Genomic DNA, 21,465 nt, shown 5'->3' on the forward strand with positions numbered 1-21,465 from the left:
CACCTCACACGGGTAGCCGCGACTGCACGCTCCGCACCCAGTCGCGGCTCCCGTCGAGGTAGCGGTCCCGCGCCGACGCGAACAGGCGGACACTGTCGGCGCCGGGCCAGGCCCCGGGCAGCATCCCGGCAGGCAGGCCCGGGTCGATGTACGGGATGATGCGCCATTCGTCGAGCAACGGGACGAAGCGGACGAATGCGTCGCGCGGCGACACCTCCTCTGCGGCAGACAGAGCGGCCCGGTGGCGGTCCAGGAAGTCGCGGTGCCGCGCGGCGATGCCATCCAGGTCCCACCACCGCGTCGCCGCGTCCCCCATCGAATCGGGGACGAACACCGACGTGGACACGAACGTGGTCACGTACTCGGACAGGCCCAGCGCGGCGACGATGTCGTCGACCTCGCGGGCGAGGTACTCGGGGGCGATCCACAGGCCGGGCGACACGGTTCCGCAACCGATCCAGCCGAGCCGTCTGCGCAACTGGTGCCGCACCGCCCGTTGGGATTCGGGGATGGTGAACGAGATCAGCCGCCAGGGATCGGTGTCCGCCATCTGACGGAAGCCGAAGATCCGCGGATCGCCGCGTCTGAACATCGCCTCGGCCTGCTCGGTCACCTCGTATCCGCTCCGCCCGTCGCGGGTCAGCGGCCGCAGCACCCCCTTCTTCTTGAGGCGGGCCACCGCGATGCGCGTCGATTCGGACGGGATACCGACGGCGTGCATCAGTTCCACGAAGTCGGCGATCGCCACCCACCCGCCGAGGTCGCGCACATACGCGCCGAGGACGGTGCGGATCAGGGACGTCGCGCTGCCGGGCCGCGAATCGAAGTCGTCGAGGATCGCGCTCGCCGGTTCAGTCGGTGAGTTCATCACGGATCGCGAGTATCCCGGTGCACACCTCACCGAAGCTCGTGCTCAGCGGGCTCAGGCCGAGCCGCAGGCCCTGCGGGGCCCGGAAGTCGGGGATGACACCCTTCGTCCACAGTCGCTCGACGACCGCCTCGAACCGCGGGTGGTCGATGATGACGTGACCACCCCGTTCGGCGGAATCCTCCGGCGACCCGATCTCCGCACCCAGCGGCACCAGAAATTCGCGCACGAGGTCCAGTGCGTACTCGGTGAGCGCGATCGACTTGGCGCGCACGGCGTCCATGCCGACGTCGTCGAGGAGTGCGAGGGTGTCCTGCAGCGCGATCATGCCGAGGACCGACGGCGTTCCGCTGATCACGCGCCGGATGCCGGGCGCCGGTCGGTAGCCCTGCTCCATCGCGAACGGGTTGTCGCGGCCCATCCAGCCCCAGATCGGCTGCACGAAGTCCTGCTGATGGTCTGCACGAACGTAGGCGAACGCCGGTGAGCCCGGCCCGCCGTTCAGATACTTGTACGTGCACCCGACCGCCAGATCGACACCCCACGTGTCGAGTTCGAGGGGAACCGAGCCGACGGAGTGGCACAGGTCGAGCAGCAGGAGCGCACCGGTCTCGTGTGTCACGCGAGCGGCGCCGGCGGCGTCGACCAGGTAACCCGAGCGGTAGGCGACGTGGCTGAGCACGACGAGCGCGGTGTGTTCGGAGACCACGGACTTCAGGTCGTCGACGGTGACGCCGCCCCGGGTATCGGACTCGATCCACCGGAGCGTGAGCCCGAGTTCTCCGGCGACGGCCTCGAGTACGTAGCGGTCCGTCGGAAAGTTGTCGCGGTCCACGACGATCTCGGTGCGGTCCGGGCGCAACGCGAGCGCACCGCGTGCCAGCTTGTACAGCAGGACCGTCGTCGAGTCGCCGATGGTGGTCTGTCCGGCGGCCGCGCCGAGCGCCACCCTTGCGAGGGTGTCACCGATTGTGATCGGCAGGTCGTACCACTCCTCGTCCCACCCGCGGATGAGCCGGCCGCCCCACGACTGGGTGACGAAGGCGGTGACCTGCTCGGCGCTCGCCTTGGTGGGCCGTCCGAGCGAGTTGCCGTCGAGGTAGGCGGGCACCGAGGGGTCGTCGGCGCCGATGAACAGGTCGCGATACGGGCGCAGCGGGTCCGCGGCGTCGAGTTCGGCGGCGCGGGCGGCCGGCACATCGGTCGAGGTAGTCATCATCGTCCGATCTCGGTGCGCACGGCCAGCAGTTCCGGGAAGAACGTCAGGTCCAGTGCCTTCTGCAGGAAACCCACTCCGCTGGATCCTCCCGTTCCGGATTTCATCCCGATGGTCCGCAGCACCGTGCGCATGTGGCGGAAGCGCCACAGCTGAAAGTTCTCTTCGAGGTCGACGAACTCCTCGAAGGCCTCGTAGACGGCCCAGTGCTCGTCGTGGTTCTCGTAGACGAACTTGATCAGGGGCAGCAGGTCTTCGTTCAGCGTGTAGGCGGTGGTCACGTCACGGTCCAGTGCGGAGGCCGGCACGTCGTACCCGAGCCGCGACAGGCACTGCCAGAACGCGTCGTACAGGCTCGGCTCGGTGAGGAGCCGTTCGAGCAGATCGTGGGCGGCGGGATCGGCGTCGAACACCGTCAGCATTCCGGCGTTCTTGTTGCCGAGCACGAACTCGACGGCGCGGTACTGGTACGACTGGAACCCGGACGAATTGCCGAGGAACTGGCGGAACTCCGAGTACTCGGTGGGGGTCAGGGTGGCCAGGACCGACCACTGTTCGGTCAGCGTCTTCTGGATGTGCTTGACGCGCGCCACGCACTTGAGCGCCCGGCCGATCTCGTCCTCGTCGAAAGCGGCTCGGGCGGCGAGTGTTTCGTGCAGGACGAGCTTCAGCCAGAGTTCGGTGGTCTGGTGCTGGATGATGAACAGCAGTTCGTCGTGATGTTCCGGACGGCTCACGGGTTTCTGCGCGCTGAGCAGGGTGTCGAGGTCGAGGTACGACCCGTAGCTCATCCGCTCGCTGAAGTCGGTGACGATGTCCTTCTCGATGGCTCTGGTGTTGGCCTGCACGCCCATGACCGTCCTCACTGCTGGTATTCGAGTACCGGGCTCCCGACCTTCATATTACATAATCGTGGCGACCGCTATACAGATGTCATCAGCGAAAAGTACGGTGGGCTCGTGACCGAACCAGCGCGCAGAGTCGACATCGTCTTCGCCCCCGGCGTGGTGGCACACCGCGGAACCGCGGAGGAACTCGTGGGCCGGGCGCTGGATGCACGCGGCCTGACCGGTGAGTTGACGTTCGCCGCGGACACCGCCGGGCTGGAGCGGGCCGTGCGGTCGGCGGCGCGGCGAGGCGAGTTCGTCGTCGTGCCCGGCGCCGGGGCATCCTTCACCGCCCCGGCCGGCGGGGCGATCCGCGTCGATTTCGGAGAGTGCGAGGCCGACCGCTCGGCGGGCGCCCGGGTCCACATCCGGGGGCGGGGACTCGACGGACTCCGCTACGCCGTCGACAGCTGGTACCACCACCGCTTCCACCCCGGGCGGATCGTCCGGTACGGCGACCACCCCGATCAGCGAGTGGAACTGCGGATCCCCGATGGCGACGGCCCCTTCCCCGTCGTCGTGCTGATCCACGGCGGATTCTGGCGTCCTCGTTGGGAGTCCGACCTGATGGACGCGCTGGCAGTCGACCTGACGGCCCGCGGGTACGTCACCTGCAACGTCGAGTACCGGCGAGGCGGGGAGAACCGTTGGGCCGCAATGGCGTCCGATGTCGCCGACGCTGTGCAGGCCGTCGCGACCGTCCCGTCGGCGGACCCGGAGCGTCTCGTGATCCTCGGCCACTCGGCCGGTGCTCAGCTCGCGCTCCGCGCCGCCGCCGACGCCGCTGCCGAGGAGGCAGCGGTTCGTCCGGCACTGGCCGTCAGCCTCGCCGGGGTGCTGAATCTGCGACTCGCCGGCGAACGCCACCTCGGTGAGGGCGCGGTGGCGGACGCCGTCGGCAGCGACTGGGCCGGCGACCGTGCGACGTACGAACGGTCGTCGCCGATCGCTCGACTGCCGCTGGGCATCCCTCAGCTGGTGGTGTGCGCCGTCGACGACGAGCCGGACATGCTGGAGATGAGCAGGGAGTACCACGAAGCCGCCGCGGCGACCCCCGACGACATCGTCCGGATCGAGGGGCCCGGCGATCACTTCACCGTCGTCGATCCGGAGAGCGAGATCTGGCGAAGGACCGCCGAGGCGATCGACGCCCGGATCAGACCTCGGACAACGCCGACTCCGCCGCCCGCAGCCCGGCCCCGGCCCGGCCGCGGAGCAGATCCGCGCACCTCTCGGCCATCGTCATGACCGTGATGTTCGGGTTGACGTGCGGCAGTTTCGGCATCGCCGACGCATCGACCACTCGCAGTCCTCGAACCCCCTTGACCCGCAGTTCCGGGTCGAGCACCGCCATCGGATCGTCGACACCGCCCATACGTGCCGTGCCCGCGGGGTGATACACCGTGTTGTGGGTCTTGTGGATGTAGTCGAGGATCTCGGCGTCGGTCACCGCATCGGGTCCCGGCGCCAGTTCGCGGGCAATCCACCCGCGTAGCGCCTTCTGCTCGGCGATCTTCCGGGCCAGCTTCACCCCGGACAGCATCACCCGGTCGTCGTGGCCCTCGCTGTCGGTGAAGTACCGTGGATCGACCTTTGCGCGATCCCGGAAGTCCCGCGACCGCAGCCGGACCGTTCCGCGGGAGCGGCCCTGAGTGACGTTGGGTGTCAGGCAGAATCCGTTGTCGGTGGTCGGGTAACCCCACCGCAGGGTGTTCATGTCGAACGGGACGCTGCCGTAGTGCATCATCAGGTCGGGATGGTTCAGGCCCTCCCGGGTGGTTGCGAACAGGCCGATCTCCCACCACTGCGTCGATTCGGTGACCATCGGCTGGGACGCCTCCCAGAACACGAGCCCCTCGACGTGATCGTCGAGGTTCGAGCCGACTCCGGGCGAGTCGACGCGCACGGGAATCCCGAACTCCGCGAGATGCTCCGCCGGACCGATACCCGACAGCATCAGCAACTTCGGGGTGTCGATGGCCCCGGCCGTCACCACCACCTCCCGTCGTGCCGACACCGTGTCGTAGCCGGTGAGGTCGGGACGCTGGTACCGGACGCCCGTCGCCGTCTGCTGTTCGTCGAACAGGATCTCGCTCACCCAGCAGCCGGTCCGAACCTCGAGATTGGGCCGGGTTCCGAGGATCGGGTGCAGGTAGGCGTGCGACGACGACATCCGGGTGCCGTCCTCGGACGCGTTGATCTGGAACCACCCGGCGCCGTTGAGCACCGTTCCGCCGCGGTTGAACGCGACGGTCGGCAGTCCCACGGCGGCGGCGGCGTCGAGAACCGCTCGGCCGCACCGGTCGTTCGGCGGGACGTCGCGCAGCCGCACCGGCCCGCTGCGGCCGTGGCCGTCGCCGGGGGCGTCGTTGCTTTCCAGCCGGCTGACGTACGGGAGGATGTCACGCGCACCCCAGCCCGACGCCCCCATCGCCTCCCAGTCGTCCAGTGCCTCGGCGGGCGGCCAGAATGCGATACACGAGTTGTGGGACGAGCAGCCGCCGAGAACCTTGGCCCGGGCGTGCCGCATGAAGCTGTTGCCCTTCTCCTGCGGCTCGACGGGGTAGTCCCAGTCGTACCCGGAGTCGAGAAGATGCATCCACTGGGACAGCTCGAGGATCGCGCGGTCCCCGACGTCGGACGGGCCCGCCTCGAGCAGGCACACCGTCACCGACGGGTCTTCGCTGAGACGCGCCGCGAGAGCGCATCCCGCGCTGCCGCCGCCCGCGATCACGTAGTCGAATTCCCCTGCAGTGCTCTTCGATTCGCCGTCGGTCATCGGGCGAGCTCCTTGTCGTTCGGTTCGGATTCCGGCGCGGGCGTTACCACCGCCGCGCAGTGTGACGTCAACGTTCCGATGTGGTGCCGGCCGGTGGTGAGGTACCACAGCAGGCCGAACCCGAGGATGACGCCGATGTAGACGAAGGCGCCCCAGGTGTTGTACCAAGGTTCGCCGTACACGGCCTCCCGCGGCCAGGCAAGGTTGAGGGCCATCCCGATTCCCCACACGAGCGCGACGATGTTGACGGGTAGTCCCCATCTGCCCATCGTGAAGTAGCCGCCCTCCTTCAGGTCCCGCGGCGGCCACTCACCCCGCAGCCTCTTCTTCAGCATCGGTCCGGTCACCATCAGGTAGGCCAGGTAGATCATGATGATCGCGATGGAGGTCAGCACGGTGAAGATGTGCGGCTGGCCGATGTTGACCACCAGGATCAGCGCGGCCACCACCCCGATCGTCACCGCGGGCACGACGGGTGTCCGCGTTCTCGGGTGCACGCGGGCGAGCCGCTCGCCGAACGGGAGTGCGTTGTCGCGGGCCATGGCGAAGGTCAGCCGGATGGCGGCGGTATGCACCGCCAGCGAGCAGACGGTCACCGCGATCACGATGCACACCAGGAAGATCGTGCCCAGCGGCCCCCACATCACCTGCTCGACGATGTACTGCAGGCTGCCGTCCGACGCGCCGATCTTCGGATCGTCGAGGTCGGGTGCCGCCATCACGGCGAACACGAGGATCGCGCCGCCGATCACGAACGACGCGAGGATTGCGCGGAAAATCGCCTTGGGGGCGGTGCGGCGGGGTTCGACCGTCTCCTCGCCCAGCGAACTCGCGGTGTCGAAGCCGTACATCACGTAGCCCGACGCGAGCGTCGCCACCAGGAACGCGCCGAGATATCCACCGCTTTCGCCTGCGCCGTACCCGTGGGTGGAGAAGAACACCTGCGGGCCGCGGGTCATGTTGGCGGCGAGGATGATCGCGATCAGCACCGCCGCGATGATTTCGATGAACACACCGGCGCTGTTGATCATCGCCATGAGACGGACACCGAGCGCATTGACGACGGTGGTGAAGCCGATCATCACGGTCCCGAGAATGACGGCGTTGGTGGCGAAGTCGTGTTCTCCGGTCCCGTCACCGACGATCTGGAAGCCGCTCCACAGCCGCGGCAGGTTGAGCTGCAGCGCCAGCACAACGGCCGACAGGGTGACGATCGACGCGGTGAGCATCAGCCAGCCCGCGGACCACCCCACTATTCTGCTGCCGAGCGTCTTCGCCCAGTTGTACACGGAGCCGGCGATCGGATACTTGGCGGCCAGCTCCATGAAGCACAGTGCCACGGCGAGCTGGCCGACGAACACCAGCGGCCACGACCACAGGTAGGCGGGGCCTGCGGTGCCGAATCCGAAGTAGAACAACTGGAAGGTGCCGGTCAGAATGGAAATGTAGCTGACGCCCGCGGCGAAGCTCGCGAACTTGCCGATACTGCGATCGAGGGACTCCTTGTAGCCGAAATCCTCGAGTCCACTGTCGTGATCGCCGGTCGTATTGTCGGTACTGGTCATTCGATCACTTCCTGAGAAGTTGAGTGGGCCTGCTCGCGCGCCCTGCCGGGGCACGTCAGGTCGCGGTGAACCAACCCGCGGCAGGCGAGGTCGTGTTGTTCCAGATGTGTTTGACTTCCTGGTATTCGGAGAGCCCGGCAGGTCCGAGTTCGCGGCCGTTGCCGGACTTCTTGAATCCGCCCCATTCCGCCGCCGCCGTGTAGTAGCCGAAGTCGTTGAGCCACACGGTCCCGTGGCGCAGGCGGCGCACCACCCGTTCGCCCCGGGCGGCGTCCGACGTCCGGACTCCGGCGGCGAGGCCGTACTCGGTGTCGTTGCCGAGCCGGACCGCGTCCTCCTCGGTGGTGAATCTCTCGACCGTGAGAATGGGCCCGAACGTTTCCTCCTGCACGATCCGCATGGAGCGGTCGCAGTGGTCGAAGATGGTGGGCAGGTAGTAGCTGCCGCCGTCGAGCGCGGGATCGGCGGGCCGGGAGCCACCCGTCCGGAGCGTCGCACCTTCGGAGATACCCAGTGCCACATAGTCTTCGATCTTGTCGCGCTGCGCCGCCGACACGAGAGGCCCGGTCTCACTGCTGGGATCGAGCCCCGGGCCGACGCGGATGGCCTCGGCGCGTGAGACGAGGGCGGCGACGAAGTCGTCGGCGATCGACTCCTCCACGATCAGCCGCGTCCCGGCCGAGCACACCTGCCCCGAGTGCAGGAAGACGCCGGTGAGCACCTGGTCGACCGAGGACTCCCATTCGGCGTCCGCGAACACGATGTGCGGGTTCTTCCCGCCCAGTTCCACGGCGACCTTCGTGACGTGCTTCGCGGCCGTCTCCAGGATGGTGGTGCCGGTCGCGAGTCCACCGGTGAACGAGATGAAGTCGACGTCACCGGTATCGGTCAGCGCGGGGCCGAGGTCGGCGCCGCTGCCCTGCACGAGGTTGACGACACCGGCGGGCACACCCGCCTCCTCGATCAGCCGGGCGAACGCGATCGTGCTCAGCGGCGTGACCTCACTGGGCTTGAGCACCATCGTGCAACCGGCGGCCAGCGCGGGTGCCACCTTCCAGGAGATCTGGAGCAGCGGGTAGTTCCAGGGTGCGATGAGGACGCACACCCCGATCGGTTCGCGAACGACCCGGGAGACGACCGCGGGGTCACCCACGTCGACCACTCGGTCGCTGGAGACGAGGGCGAGCCGGGCGTAGTACCGGAATACCGAGACGACGTCGTCGATGTCGATTCGGCTCTCCACCAAAGTCTTACCGGTGTCCAGCGTCTCGATCCGCGCCAATTCCTCCTTGTCGCGCTCGAGGAGATCTGCAATGCGCGACAGGAGCGACGATCGCACGGCGACCGCCGTCTCCGGCCAGTCCCCGGCATCGAAGGTCGCCCGGGCCGCCAGCACGGCTCGCCCGGCGTCTTCGGGCGACGCCTCGTCGACCGTGGCGATCACGTTCCCGCTTGCCGGGTCGATGCAGTCGCGGGTGCGCCCCGACGTCGCCGCGACCCACTCCCCCGCGATGAAATTCACCTTCCCGAACAACCTCGGGACGTCGAGATCCGCGGATAGTGCCGACATCTTCATACTGTGTCCGAAACCCTCTCGTGTGCAGACTTTTTCGATGTACCGACGATGAGCGGATCACGGGAGACGTCCCGATACAGCGAGAAGCACAATCCGATCATCACCAGAAGGAATGGCGCCGCCGCGATGATCGTCATCGTCTGCAGCCCCTGAAGGGCGTCCGAGCCGCCGGTCCAGAGGATGAGTGCCGCGGTGCCCCCGGTGAGGGTTCCCCAGAAGATGACGACCCACGTGCTCGGTTCTCGTGCACCCCGCTGCGACAGCGTGCCCATCACCAGCGACGCGGCGTCCGCGCCGGACACGAAGAAGATCGCGACCAGCACCATGACCAGCACGGTGGCGAATCCGGTCAGCGGCAGATGGTCGAGCATCCCGAACAACTGGCCTTCGGTCGACGAGCGCGCCGCCAGGTCGACTCCGTCCTGCTGCTGTCCGATGCCTGCGCCACCGAACACCGCGAACCACACGAGGCTGACCGAGGTGGGAATGACGATCACGCCGATCACGAACTGCCGGATGGTGCGGCCGCGGCTGATCCGGGCGAGGAACATTCCGACGAACGGAGTCCACGACACCCACCACGCCCAGTAGAAGATCGTCCACGACGACAACCAGGACGCCGTGTCGTCGCCGGCACTCGCGGCCGTCCGTCCCGACATGGTGGCGAGCTGCGCCGCATAGTCCGCGATCGCGGTGGGGAGCAGATTGAGGATGAGGACGGTCGGACCGAGCACGAACACGAACAGCGCGAGAATCACCGCCAGCACCATGTTGATGTTGGACAGCCAGTGGATGCCCCGCGCGACTCCCGACACCGCCGAACCGACGAACGCGAATGTCAGCAGCCCGACGAGGGCAACGAGCGCGAACGTGCCGACGTTGTCCATCCAGCCGATGATCTCGAGGCCGGAACCGATCTGCAGTGCGCCGAGCCCGAGCGACGCGGCGGTGCCGAACATCGTCGCGATGATCGCGAGGATGTCGATGACCTTCCCCACGGCGCCTTCCGAGCGGCGGCCGAGGAGAGGGAAGAACGCGGCGCTGATGAGTTGCTTGCGGCCGCGCCGGTAGGAGCCGTACGCAATCGACAACCCGACGACCGCGTAGATCGCCCACGGATGCAGCCCCCAGTGGAACATCGTCGTGGCCATCGCCGACCCCACCGAGCCGTCCGTTCCCGGCGGCGGGCTCACCAGATGGGCGAGCGGTTCGGCGACGCCGTAGAACATCAATCCGATTCCCATGCCGGCGCTGAACATCATCGCGATCCAGCTCACCGTGCGGAACTCCGGTTTCTCACCGTCGCGGCCGAGCGGAATCCGGCCGTACCGGGAGAACGCGAGGAACAGTGAGAAGACGACGAACGCCGACGACGCGGCGATGAACAGCCAACCGAGGTCGGCCACCAGCCAGTCCAGCGCCGCGGTCGACACGACCGAGAGGTTCTCCGGTGCCAGCAGTCCCCACAGGATGAGTCCGACGCCGAGCGCCGCGGCCGTGCCGAACACCACCTTGTCGACGCTCCGCCGCCCCTCGCCGCCGGACGGCGCCGCCGGCTCCTGCTCCTGGTGCCGGGGTTGCGGATCGACATCGTTCACCCTGGGAGAGTCGGTCACCCTCGGTTGCTCGCCGGCGTAGGTCATCGGGGATCCCCGCTCAGCCTTTCGAGTAGCCAGTCGTGGAATTCGCCGATGTGGTGTTCCGCTGGCACCAGCACACCCCCGTTCCGGTACGCCTTCGACGCCATCGTGGGCTGGGTCCGCTCACAGGCGTCGAAGTCCTGCTGGTTGACCCGGTGGAACAGCTCCACCGAACGGGAGACGTCGCGACCCGAGGCGGTGACCTCCGGGGAGTACAGCCAGTCGCATTCGACGACGGTGCGATCCGCGGACACGGGGTACATGCGGTGGAAGATGACGTGGTCGGGCACGAGGTTGACGAAGACCTGCGGCCGGATCGTGATGGCGTAGTACTTACGGTCCTGGTCGGGACTGATGCCGGACAACGAGTCGAATCCGCCGCTTCCGTCGATGGTGAATCCCTCGACGTCGTCACCGAAGGCGGCACCGTGCCCCACGAAGTACTGTGCGGCAAGGCCGTCCGCGAACTCCGGAAGTACCTCGGTGAGCTCCGGGTGGATGGTCGCGCAGTGGTAGCACTCCATGAAGTTCTCGATGATCAGCTTCCAGTTGGCCGCGACGTCGTAGACGATCCGGCGGCCGAGTTCCAGGGTTCCGATCTGGTACCGGTCGATGGCCGCCGGATCACCGAGTCGTTCGGTGACGGCGCCGACGACCTCGTCCTCGAACGACGGCGGTTCGTCGGCCAGGCACACCCACGCGTAGCCGAGCCATTCGCGAAGCGCGACCGGCACCAGTCCGTACCGCACCCGGTCGATGTCGGCTCCGGTCTCGTCCCGCAGCGCGGCCATGTTGGGGGCCGCCACCAGTTTGCCGTCGAGTCCGTACGTCCACGCGTGGTAGGGGCACTGAAGGTTTCTGCGGATCTGCCCTTCGTCCTCGGTACACAGCATGGCGCCGCGGTGCCGGCAGATGTTGAGGAAGGCGCGCAGTTCCCCGTCGCGGCCGCGGACGAGGAGCACGCTCTCCCGGCCCACCGTGACCTTCCGGAAGGCTCCGGGGTCGGCGAGATCGGCGGCGCGGACGGCGCAGAACCACATCGCCTCGAACAGGTTCTCCTGTTCGTCCGTGAAGATGTCGGCGTCGGTGTAGTACCGGCCACCGAGGGTGGGGATCAGTGCCGGTGCGGGCGCGGAGGCGGGAGCGGGGGCTTGGACGTCCGGAGCGGACATAGATGTCACCGTTTCTTTCGTTGCCGGGAAAGATGCGTGTCGGTCGAGCTGTGACCTGATGTCTGTGTGCGTAGGGAGCGCAGATCGCAAGGGGCGTCGTTGCCGAGTGTGACGACATGTGTGCCCGATCCGCGGCGACCGTTCGGACAGCGGGCAGCCGTTCCTGCCGAGTCATCGCGGCGTCAGCATTGTTGCGTCATCAGCAACGCTATGCGATTTACACAACTTAGACTGTGGCCCGCGGACGTGTCAAACATCACATTCGGCACTTCTTTCGCGGACGCGACACGACCGAAACACCGCGTTAACCGCAGACGGCCGAAACCCGGGCAAACGGGACTATCCGTTCGTCCCACCTTGAGGGAGAAGCACTTCCGGGCGTTCAGTCACCCGTTCCGACGGATTGCTGCGCTTCGATCCGCGCGACCGCGTCGGCGAGTTCGAGCGCCACGGCCTCGAACCGCTCGGGTGCGAGGCGGTACTCCGGCCCGGATACACAGATCGACGCGACGATCCGGTTGGTGACCTTGCTCCGCACCGGCACGGCGATGGAATTGAGCCCCGCTTCGAGTTCCTCGGCCGTGGACGCCCACCCTCGCGACCGCACGCGCTCGAGTTCGACGTCGAACGCCCGGAAGTCGGTGATCGTGTTGGGAGTGAGCGGGCTCAAGTGCGGCCCCAGCCGGCTCCGGAGCTGGCCGGACGTCAATTCCGAGACCAGGACCTTGCCGGTCGCGGTCGCGTGCGCCGGGGTCACCTGACCCACCCACGTACGCAGCGCGACGTGGCGATCACTGCGGGCCTCGAGCACGTTGAGGGTCGCCGCACCGTCCAGCACGGCGAGGTTGACCGTCTCCCCGAAGGCGTCGGCCAGGCGGTCGCACTCCGGCTGCGCAACCTCGACGAGCCCGCTCTGCGCGACCGTGGCCTCAGCCAATCGCACCACCGCGAATCCGAGCTGATACTTGCCGCGGACACCCGCTTCCTCCACGAATCCTCGTTGCTGCAGCGATGCGATCAGGCGTGACACGGTCGATTTGTGCACGCCGAGCCGCACGGCGATCTCCGAGGCGCCGACACGGCCTTCTGCCGCGACGATCTCGAGTACGTCGATGGCGCGTTCCACCGCGTGCACGGTCTTCGCCTTTCCTTCCGTTCCCTGGGCCGCGGGCGCCGTTGCCTCGGATTCACTCATGCCCCGAGGTTATGCCCACCGACTTCGGGAACGCAGTTTTTACACGCGAATGCTTGACACCGTGGGGCAGCACCGGAGAGCATTGTGTTGCACACCTTGCAAGTCGTCGCGCATAGCGCAACAACCGCTCCACAACTTGTCCTTCCTCCCCGACGCTTTCGGAGGTATCGAGTGATTCTCGATAACGATTCCCCAGTTGTGACCCACCCCGGCGCCACGGCCTTCCCCGTGTGCGAACTCGTGACACTGCCCGTGGGCGAAGTCGTCACGGTGACCCCGCCGGGCATGGCTGCCATCTCCGTCTTCCACACCTCCGACGGTCTGTATGCCATCGACGACACCTGCACCCATCAGGACGCCTCCCTCGCCGACGGCTGGGTCGAAGGCTGCACCGTCGAGTGCCCGCTCCACGAAGCGTGCTTCGACCTGCGCACCGGAGTGCCGTCGGGTCCGCCGGCCAAGATCGCAGTCCGCACACACGATGTGTCGATCGTCGACGGCACCGTGCTGCTTCATCTCGAAGAGAAGGGCGACGCCCGATGAACACTGTCCCGAATTCCATTGTGGTACTAGGTGCTTCACTCGCCGGATTGTCGGCGGTCCGCGCACTGCGCGAGAAGGGATACGCAGGTCGCCTCGTCGTGGCCGGGAGCGAGCAGTCCCTGCCCTACGACCGGCCGCCCCTGTCCAAGGAATTTCTCACCGGCGACCTGACCGACGAGGACCTCCTGTTGATGAACAGCGACGACGACACACTCGACGTCGAATGGCGCATGAACCGAACGGCCACCGGTCTGGTTCGCTCCCCCGACGGGATCCACCGCGTCACGTTCGACGACGGGTCCCACTTCGACGCCGATGCCGTCGTCGTCGCGACGGGCGCGCGCGCCCGGACCCTGCCCGGACACTCCGGCCTCGCCGGCGTGCACACGCTCAGGTCGGTCGACGACGCACGCGCACTGCGGGATTCGCTGTCACGTGCGCAGAACCTCGTCATCGTGGGAGCCGGCTTCATCGGAGCGGAGGTGGCCTCCAGCGCGGCCGGCATGAGCCTGAACGTCACCGTCGTCGAGGCCTCGCCCACGCCCCTCGCCGGCCCGCTCGGCATCGAACTCGGGGCGATCTGCGCAGGACAGCATGCCGCACACGGCGTCCGGCTCCTCACCGGGGCAGTCGTCTCCGCACTGCTCGGTAACGACGCGGTCGAAGCCGTCCAACTGAGTGACGGAACGATCCTCCCCGCGGACGCCGTGGTGGTCGGAATCGGGGCCGTCCCCAATGTCGAATGGGCAAGCGATTCGGAACTGATGATCGAAGACGGTTTCCTCACCGACTCGTCGTGCCGCACGAACGTGCCCGGCGTGTACGCGATCGGCGACTGCGCACGGACTTTCGACGACGCCCACCAGGTGCACCACCGAAGCGAGCACTGGAGCAACGCCGTCGCACAGGCCGCCACCGTCGCCGACACGATCATGGCCACACCGTCCGGGCCCGCCGCGATCCCGTACTTCTGGTCCCACCAGTACGGCAAGATGCTGCAGTTCGCCGGGACGAGACACAGCACCGACGAGGTCCGATTCGTCGACGGCGACCCCGGAACCGGTACGTTCGTGGCCACCTACGACCGGGACGGCGACACCGTCGGCGTCTTCGCGATGAACAGTCCCCGGCTGTTCACCCGGTACAAGAAGCAACTCGCCAGGTCGCGGGCCTGATGCCGGCGCTACGAGACGGCATAGCCCAATCGGCTGCTGATCTGCTGGGACGTGTCGAGTGCGGCGCGGGCGACGTCCTCGAACCGTTCCGGCAGCAGCCGGTAGGCGGGGCCGGACACACTCAGAGCAGCAATCATTTTCGACGTGTAGTCCCGGATCGGGACGGACACCGCGTTCAGCCCGAGTTCGAGTTCCTCCTCGGATTCCGCCCACCCCCGCTCGCGAATGGTTTTCAGCGATTCCACGAGCGCAGGCACATCGGTGAGAGTTTTCTCCGTGAGAGCAATCGGAGTTTCTCCCACCCGCTCCGCGAGTTCGCTGTCGGACAATTCCGTCAGCAACAACTTTCCACTCGCCGTCGCATGTGCCGGGCTGCTCTGACCCACCCAGGTATTGGTACCGACGCCGGACGGACCGTCCGCTTTGACGATGCTCACCGATCGATTGCCGTCGAGTATCGACACATTGACGCTCTCTCCGACAGTTTCCGCCAGTTCGGCGCACAATTCCTGACTCTGCCGCACCAGATCGCCGTCCGGCGACGCGGTGCGGGCCAGACGGACGATGGAATTGCCGAGCTGGAATTTTCCCCGGTTCTTCAATTGGGCGACGTAACCTCGCGAATCCAGAACGGCGACGAGGCGCGACGCGGTCGACTTGTGGACACCCAGCTCGTCGGCGATTTCCGTGACGCCGGCGGTACCGAGCCTGGCCAGGATTTCGAGTACCGCCAGCGCGCGGTCCACTGACTGCACAGCGCCGGACGGCCGGCTCCGATCTCCATTCGAGTTATCGTCCAATTCAGTCATCGCGACTTCAGGATAGGCGACATCACCGTGCGACGGTTACCTCCATCCACACCCGGTTCCGCGTCATCACCGTCGCGCACGGTGCACATTTCCGCGGTCGATCGCGGAATTGCTGCTATTTCCTCAACCAATCATCGTGGAATTACCCGCAATTCGGGGTTGACCCCCTTACTCTTCCCGACCTAATGTGTTGATATATCAGTTGTCGATGTCGGGTTGGATCAGTCCGATCCGTTTCGCAATTCACAGTTCTTCCCGGCGCCGTTCGAGCCAACACCGAACACCGAATCTCCCGCTACCTCGCCACACACAGGCACCCACCCAACCAGGAGGACCATTATGGGGTCACCGCGCGTAGTGATCATCGGAGCCGGCATCGTCGGCGCGAACCTGGCCGACGAGCTCACCGCTCGCGGCTGGGATCGGATCACGGTTCTCGACCAGGGACCGTTGCCGCTCACCGGAGGCTCCACGTCACACGCACCGGGCCTGGTGTTCCAGACGAACGCGTCCAAGACGATGACCGAATTCGCCCGGTACACGGTGGAGAAGTTCGTCGGACTCGACGTGGACGGCGAATGGTGCTTCAACCAGCTCGGCGGGCTCGAGGTGGCCACCACCCCCGAGCGACTCGCCGATCTGCACCGCAAGCAGGGCTGGGCCACCTCCTGGGGCATCGAGGGCGCCGTCCTCGACCCGGCCGAGTGCGCGAAGCTGCACCCGCTGCTGGACGAGAAGCGGGTTCTCGGCGGGCTGTACGTGGAGACGGACGGCCTCGCGAAGGCGTCCCGTGTCGTCGTCGCGCTGGCCCGGCGGGCCGAGGCCCGCGGTGCCGTGTTCCAGGGTTCGACGAAGGTGATCGGCATCGAACAGAGCGGCGGCAAGGTGACCGGCGTCGCCACCGCCGACGGTGTGATCCCCGCCGACATCGTGGTGTCCTGCGCGGGCTTCTGGGGTCCCGACATCGGCGCGATGGTGGGCATGGACGTCCCGCTGCTTCCCCTGGCGCACCAGTACGCGAAGACCGAGCAGATTCCCGAACTCGTCGGCCGGAACACCGAACTCGCCGAGGCGGGCTTCCCGATCCTGCGCCACCAGGACCAGGATCTGTACTTCCGTGAGCACGTCGACCGCCTCGGTATCGGCACGTACGCTCACCGCCCGATGCCGGTGAACCTGCGCGACCTGGACGCGAGCGACGACGTGTCCGCGTCCGACATGCCGTCGATGCTGCCGTTCACGGAAGAAGACTTCGCGCCGTCGTGGGAGCAGAGCAAGTTGCTGCTGCCGTGCCTCGAATCCGCGAAACTGGAGGCCGGTTTCAACGGGGTCTTCTCGTTCACCCCGGACGGCGGACCGCTCATCGGCGAGTCCCCGGACGTCGCCGGGTTCTGGATCGCCGAGGCAGTGTGGGTGACACACTCCGCCGGTGTCGGCCGGGCGGTCGCGCAACTGCTCGTCGACGGCCGCTCCGAGGTCGAACTGCACGGCTGCGACGTGCACCGCTTCGAGGAGATCCAGCTCGCACCCGACTACGTCAGCGAGACGTCGCAGCAGAACTTCGTCGAGATCTACGACGTGCTGCACCCGCTGCAGCCCAAGGAGTCTCCCCGCGACCTGCGAGTCAGTCCCTTCCACGCTCGCCAGAAGGAACTCGGCGCCGTGTTCCTGGAGAGCTCCGGCTGGGAGCGCCCGCACTGGTTCGAATCCAACGCCCATCTGGTGCAGGACCTTCCGGCCGAATGGCAGCCGCCGGCCCGGGAACCGTGGGCGGCGATGTTCCACTCCCCCATCGCCGCGGCCGAGGCCTGGCGCACCCGCACGTCGGTGGCGATGTACGACATGACACCGCTGAAGCGGCTCGAGATCAGCGGTCCCGGCGCGCTGGCCCTGCTCGACCGGCTGACGACCGGCAAGATGGACAAGTCCGTCGGGTCCGTCACGTACACGCTCGCGCTCGACGAGACCGGTGGCGTCCGCAGCGACCTCACCGTCACACGACTGTCCGACACCGTCTTCCAGGTCGGCGCCAACGGCAACCTCGATCTCGACTACTTCCGCCGCCAATCTCCGGACGACGGCAGTGTGCAGATCCGGGACATCACCGGCGGCACGTGCGGGATCGGGTTGTGGGGTCCGCGAGCCCGGGATCTGGTGCAGGCGCTGAGCTCCGACGACTTCACGAACGAGAACTTCAAGTACTTCCGCGCGAAGCAGGTCCGCATCGGCGGTGTTCCCGTCACGGCGATGCGTCTGTCGTACGTCGGCGAACTCGGCTGGGAGCTGTACACGTCCGCCGACAACGGTCTGCGACTGTGGGATCTGCTGTGGGCGGAGGGGCAGAAGTACGACGTCATCGCCGCGGGCCGCGCCGCGTTCAACAGCCTGCGGATGGAGAAGGGTTACCGCTCGTGGGGCAGTGACATGACCACCGAGCACAACCCCTACGAGGCCGGTCTCGGTTTCGCGGTCCGACTGCAGAAGGGCGACTTCCGTGGGCGTGACGCGCTCGACGGCGTCTCCGACGAGACGGTGGAGCGGCGCCTGGCGTGCCTCATGATCGACGACCGCACGTCGGTGGTCCTCGGCCACGAGCCGGTGTTCGTCGACGGACAGCCCGCCGGGTACGTCACGAGCGCCGCGTTCGGTCACACGGTGGGGGCGCCGATCGCCTACGCCTGGCTTCCCGCGAACGCGACCGTCGACACCGCGGTGGAGATCGAGTACTTCGGACGCCGCATCCCGGCAACGGTCGTGGCCGAGCCGCTCGTCGACCCCGAGATGAAGAAGATCCGGTCATGACCCTCCGAGACGACACGATCGCCGGATTCCTGGACTCGCTCGCCGCTCGGACCCCCGCGCCCGGCGGCGGCGCGACCGGTGCGCTCCACCTCGGCCAGGCAGCCGCGCTGGTCTCGATGGTCGCCCGCTACACCACCGGCAAGAGGTACGCCGACCACGGGATGCTCGTCGAACGCATCTGCGCCTCAGCAGATGCGTTCCGCGAGAAGGCACTGCAGTTCGCCGATGACGACATGGCGGCTTTCACGGCCGTCATCGACGCCTACCGCCTCCCCCAGGACACGGACGACGAAACGGGTGCCCGCACGTCGGCGATCGCGACCGCCCTCGCCGGCGCCGCCGCGGTCCCCGCCGAGGTGGTGGTCGCGGCAGGCGACGTCGTCGCACTCGCCGACGTCCTGCTGCCGGTGGCGAACCGCACCGTCGTCAGCGACGTCGCGGCCGCCGCCGAGGCTGCCCGCGCAGCCGCCACCACCGCCCGGGTGAACATCGAGGTGAACCTGCCGGGTATCACCGATCCGGACACCCGCCGGGCCCTCACCGAGTGCCTGTCCGGCGTCGACGCGATCGTCGAGCGTGCCGACGCAGTCACGACACGAGTACGAAAGCAGCTGAGTTCATGACCAGAAGCCTCGGTGGCGCCGAACTCGCCACCTCCATCCGCAACGACGCGTCCGTCGCCGCCGCAGCCCTCGCCGAAATCGGGGTCCGGCCCAAGCTGGCGGTCGTGCAGGCCACCGACGACGAATCGACCGCCTGGTACGTGCGTTCCATCGCGTCGGCCGCGAAACGCACCGGAATCCTCTGCGACATCGTCGATCTCGGCGCCGCGGCGTCGACCGAGCAGATCCGCAGCACGCTCGTCGAACTCGGCCACGACCCGGACGTCCACGGAATCATCCTGCAGACACCCCTGCCGGACGGAACCGACCTCGACGCCCTCCGGGAGGCGATCAACCCCGCCAAGGACGTCGACGGCGCGAACCCGGTCAGCCTCGGCCGCCTCGTCGCGCGTCTGCCCGCGTTCGCGCCCGCCACCGCACAGGCCGTGATCGCCCTCCTCGATCACCACGGAATCTCCCCGCACGGCAGGACGGCCGCGGTGGTCGGCAGATCGACGGTCGTCGGAAGTCCCGTCGCGCATCTGCTCGTGCAGCGCAACGCGACGGTGACCGTCTGCCACCGGCACACCACCGACCTCGCCGCCGGCACCCGTGACGCCGACATCCTCGTCGTCGCCGTCGGCATTCCCGGACTGATCACCGCCGACCACGTCGCCGACGGCGCCGTCGTCATCGATGTCGGGACCACCGCGACCGCGGACGGCCGACTGCTCGGTGACGTCGACGCCGCGGCCGTCGACGGCCGGGCGGACGCGCTGACCCCGGTCCCCGGCGGGGTGGGACCGGTGACCACGGCGTTGCTGCTCAATCACACGGTCGACGCCGCCGCGACCCAGTACGCCCAGACTCGATCGGACTCCCTGCTCGCCGGGTTCCGTAGCAGCGTCTGACTCCGTCTCCACCCCTTGACCCGCTCGTCCAGCCTGAAATAGCATGGGCCCATTCTGATATATCAGTTCGCTCGGACTGACACCTTAAGTAGTGACACCATAACCAGTCCGGCATCGAGGAGACCCACATGACCCAGACCTTCACCCTGACGCTCAGCTGCGCTCAGCGTCCCGGGATCGTTCACGCAGTCAGCTCCTTTCTCTTCGAGCAGAACTGCGATATCGCCGAGCATCAGCAGTTCGACGACACCCGGAGCGACGCATTCTTCCTCCGCACGTCGTTCGTGTCGGCGGAAGATGTCGACATCGAGCGCCTCACGGCGGAATTCGGGAGCGTCGCCGCGAAATTCGGCATGACGTTCAACTTCAACGGCAGCGACCTGCCCCGGGTGATCGTGATGGTCTCCAAGATGGGTCACTGCCTCAACGACCTCATCTTCCGCTGGCGAGCAGGCAACCTCGGCGCCGAACTCGTCGCCGTCGTCTCCAATCACGAGGTGCTGCGACCGATGGCCGAGGCCGCCGGGCTGCCGTTCGTCCACGTCCCGGTCACACCGACCACCAAGCCGCAGGCCGAGGCCCGGCTGCTCGAACTCGTCGAGGAGTTCGACGCGGATCTCGTGGTCCTCGCCCGGTACATGCAGGTGCTGTCGGACGACGCGTGCCGCGCGCTACGCGGACGGGCCATCAACATCCACCACTCGTTCCTGCCCGGTTTCAAGGGCGCCAAGCCCTACCACCAGGCGTTCGATCGCGGCGTCAAGCAGGTGGGGGCCACCGCCCACTACGTGACACCCGATCTGGACGAGGGTCCCATCATCGAGCAGGAAGTCATCCGCATCGACCACTCCTTCGACCCGGCGCGACTCGCCACGGTCGGGCAGGACGCCGAGGCCCTCGCGCTGTCGCGGGCCGTGCGCTGGCACTGCGAGAACCGCGTCCTGCTGCACGGTCATCGGACGGTCGTCTTCAGCTGAGGCGCTTCGCGCCCGTGCGCCTTTTTGGTAGCTCCCGCTACCAGAAAGGCGCACGGGCCGGAGGCCTACAGCAGGTCGCGGATGGCCTTCTCGAAACCGGCGACGTGGGCGAGGGTGAGGGACGAGGCAGTGCTCTCGTCGCCGTCGACGATGGCCCGGAGCAGGGACACATGCTCGCGGACGTGGCTGGCGACGTCGGGCAGCCGGTCGAGGAAGAGGCACCAGATGCGGGTGGCATGCGCGTCGAGGCTGACGAGGATGTCCTCGAGGTGAGGGTTCCCGGACGCCCGGTAGATCTCGCGGTGGACGCGCACGTCCTTGCGCAGGACTTCGCGCGGATCTTCGCTGTCGTCTATCTCGGCGATCTCGTCGGCGAGCGCGGTCAGCCGGGCTCGCGCGTCCGGGGACGCCGTCCGGGCCGCCCGGGCCGCCGCGGTGGGTTCGAGTTGCTTGCGGATCTCGGAGATGTCGGCGAGGTCGGTCATGTCGACGGCGGTGGCGAACGTGCCGCGACGCGGGTAGGCGACGACGAGGCGTTCCCGCTCGAGGCGCTTGAGCGCTTCCCGTACCGGTGTCCGGCCGAATCCGAGTTCCTCGGCGAGACGGTCGTCGTTGATCGGTTCGCCGGGCCGGATGTCCAGCATGACCAGGCGTTCGCGCACGATCTCGTACGCGCGGTCGGCGTTGGTGCCGCCGTTCGACGCCGTGTCCGCGACCGATGAATGCGCCAGGCTCATGTTCCGTCTCC

At 67.4% G+C, this 21,465-nt stretch carries 18 protein-coding genes; 7 read left to right on the forward strand and 11 right to left on the reverse strand.

All coding sequences use genetic code 11. The annotated features are described in order from the left end of the window. Positions 1-4: 4 nt before the first annotated feature. The 3 genes from HGB39_RS10355 to HGB39_RS10365 are packed head-to-tail and all read right to left on the reverse strand — an operon-like array spanning position 5 to position 2,938. Positions 5-868, reverse strand: coding sequence for a PaaX family transcriptional regulator (locus HGB39_RS10355; protein WP_005567327.1), 864 nt, complete (start codon positions 866-868; stop codon positions 5-7). Beyond that, positions 852-2,087, reverse strand: coding sequence for a kynureninase (locus HGB39_RS10360; RefSeq protein WP_043790132.1), 1,236 nt, complete (start codon positions 2,085-2,087; stop codon positions 852-854). The genes HGB39_RS10355 and HGB39_RS10360 overlap by 17 nt, the downstream gene beginning before the upstream one ends. Next, a complete protein-coding gene (locus tag HGB39_RS10365) occupies positions 2,084-2,938 on the reverse strand; it encodes a tryptophan 2,3-dioxygenase (protein WP_005252409.1) in 855 nt (284 codons plus the stop codon). Before HGB39_RS10365 ends, HGB39_RS10360 begins: the two co-directional genes overlap by 4 nt. Positions 2,939-3,043: 105 nt before the next feature. Here HGB39_RS10365 and HGB39_RS10370 point away from each other — a divergent pair, with 105 nt between their 5' ends. After that, positions 3,044-4,219 (forward strand): alpha/beta hydrolase family protein, encoded by a 1,176-nt coding sequence (locus HGB39_RS10370; RefSeq protein WP_064080653.1) that lies wholly within the window; start codon positions 3,044-3,046, stop codon positions 4,217-4,219. Here HGB39_RS10370 and HGB39_RS10375 read toward each other — a convergent pair. The 6 genes from HGB39_RS10375 to HGB39_RS10400 form a co-directional block, all read right to left on the reverse strand. Next, a complete protein-coding gene (locus tag HGB39_RS10375; protein WP_005573685.1) occupies positions 4,128-5,750 on the reverse strand; it encodes a GMC family oxidoreductase in 1,623 nt (540 codons plus the stop codon). The genes HGB39_RS10370 and HGB39_RS10375 overlap by 92 nt on opposite strands. Further along, the gene (locus HGB39_RS10380; protein WP_005253988.1) at positions 5,747-7,315 is read right to left on the reverse strand and encodes an APC family permease; all 1,569 of its coding nucleotides are present in this window, start codon (positions 7,313-7,315) and stop codon (positions 5,747-5,749) included. Before HGB39_RS10380 ends, HGB39_RS10375 begins: the two co-directional genes overlap by 4 nt. 55 nt (positions 7,316-7,370) lie before the next feature. After that, a complete protein-coding gene (locus HGB39_RS10385; protein WP_005573687.1) occupies positions 7,371-8,891 on the reverse strand; it encodes an aldehyde dehydrogenase family protein in 1,521 nt (506 codons plus the stop codon). Further along, complete coding sequence (locus HGB39_RS10390) at positions 8,888-10,534, reverse strand: BCCT family transporter (protein ID WP_005573689.1); 1,647 nt, start codon at positions 10,532-10,534, stop codon at positions 8,888-8,890. The genes HGB39_RS10385 and HGB39_RS10390 overlap by 4 nt, the downstream gene beginning before the upstream one ends. After that, positions 10,531-11,703, reverse strand: coding sequence for an aromatic ring-hydroxylating oxygenase subunit alpha (locus HGB39_RS10395; RefSeq protein ID WP_005573691.1), 1,173 nt, complete (start codon positions 11,701-11,703; stop codon positions 10,531-10,533). The genes HGB39_RS10390 and HGB39_RS10395 overlap by 4 nt, the downstream gene beginning before the upstream one ends. A 382-nt stretch (positions 11,704-12,085) precedes the next feature. Next, on the reverse strand, positions 12,086-12,898 hold the full coding sequence (locus HGB39_RS10400; protein ID WP_005573693.1) for an IclR family transcriptional regulator: 813 nt from the start codon (positions 12,896-12,898) through the stop codon (positions 12,086-12,088). A gap of 198 nt (positions 12,899-13,096) precedes the next feature. On the opposite strand from HGB39_RS10400, the gene HGB39_RS10405 reads away from it, so the two are divergent. After that, the gene (locus HGB39_RS10405; protein WP_005253983.1) at positions 13,097-13,441 is read left to right on the forward strand and encodes a bifunctional 3-phenylpropionate/cinnamic acid dioxygenase ferredoxin subunit; all 345 of its coding nucleotides are present in this window, start codon (positions 13,097-13,099) and stop codon (positions 13,439-13,441) included. After that, positions 13,438-14,616: an NAD(P)/FAD-dependent oxidoreductase gene (locus tag HGB39_RS10410; protein WP_005573695.1), complete on the forward strand. Its 1,179-nt coding sequence runs from the start codon at positions 13,438-13,440 to the stop codon at positions 14,614-14,616. Before HGB39_RS10405 ends, HGB39_RS10410 begins: the two co-directional genes overlap by 4 nt. Before the next feature lie 8 nt (positions 14,617-14,624). On the opposite strand, the gene HGB39_RS10415 is transcribed toward HGB39_RS10410, so the two are convergent. Then, a complete protein-coding gene (locus HGB39_RS10415) occupies positions 14,625-15,425 on the reverse strand; it encodes an IclR family transcriptional regulator (RefSeq protein WP_043793547.1) in 801 nt (266 codons plus the stop codon). Positions 15,426-15,764: 339 nt separating this feature from the next. Here HGB39_RS10415 and HGB39_RS10420 point away from each other — a divergent pair, with 339 nt between their 5' ends. The 4 genes from HGB39_RS10420 to purU all read left to right on the forward strand — a co-directional run bounded on the left by HGB39_RS10420 (position 15,765) and on the right by purU (position 20,717). Then, positions 15,765-18,227: a GcvT family protein gene (locus HGB39_RS10420; protein WP_043793549.1), complete on the forward strand. Its 2,463-nt coding sequence runs from the start codon at positions 15,765-15,767 to the stop codon at positions 18,225-18,227. Next, positions 18,224-18,850: a cyclodeaminase/cyclohydrolase family protein gene (locus HGB39_RS10425; protein WP_064080654.1), complete on the forward strand. Its 627-nt coding sequence runs from the start codon at positions 18,224-18,226 to the stop codon at positions 18,848-18,850. Before HGB39_RS10420 ends, HGB39_RS10425 begins: the two co-directional genes overlap by 4 nt. Beyond that, positions 18,847-19,740 carry a bifunctional 5,10-methylenetetrahydrofolate dehydrogenase/5,10-methenyltetrahydrofolate cyclohydrolase gene (locus tag HGB39_RS10430; RefSeq protein ID WP_064080655.1) on the forward strand — a complete coding sequence of 298 codons (894 nt, stop codon included), beginning with the start codon at positions 18,847-18,849 and terminating at the stop codon, positions 19,738-19,740. The genes HGB39_RS10425 and HGB39_RS10430 overlap by 4 nt, the downstream gene beginning before the upstream one ends. Before the next feature lie 128 nt (positions 19,741-19,868). Then, positions 19,869-20,717 carry a formyltetrahydrofolate deformylase gene (gene purU / locus HGB39_RS10435; RefSeq protein WP_005572856.1) on the forward strand — a complete coding sequence of 283 codons (849 nt, stop codon included), beginning with the start codon at positions 19,869-19,871 and terminating at the stop codon, positions 20,715-20,717. A gap of 65 nt (positions 20,718-20,782) precedes the next feature. Here the strand turns inward: purU and HGB39_RS10440 are convergent, their stop codons facing one another. Continuing rightward, positions 20,783-21,454, reverse strand: coding sequence for a GntR family transcriptional regulator (locus tag HGB39_RS10440; protein ID WP_005253976.1), 672 nt, complete (start codon positions 21,452-21,454; stop codon positions 20,783-20,785). Positions 21,455-21,465 lie beyond the last annotated feature (11 nt).

The sequence above is a fragment of the Rhodococcus opacus genome (assembly GCF_012396235.1).
Classification (GTDB): Bacteria; Actinomycetota; Actinomycetes; order Mycobacteriales; family Mycobacteriaceae; genus Rhodococcus_F; species Rhodococcus_F opacus.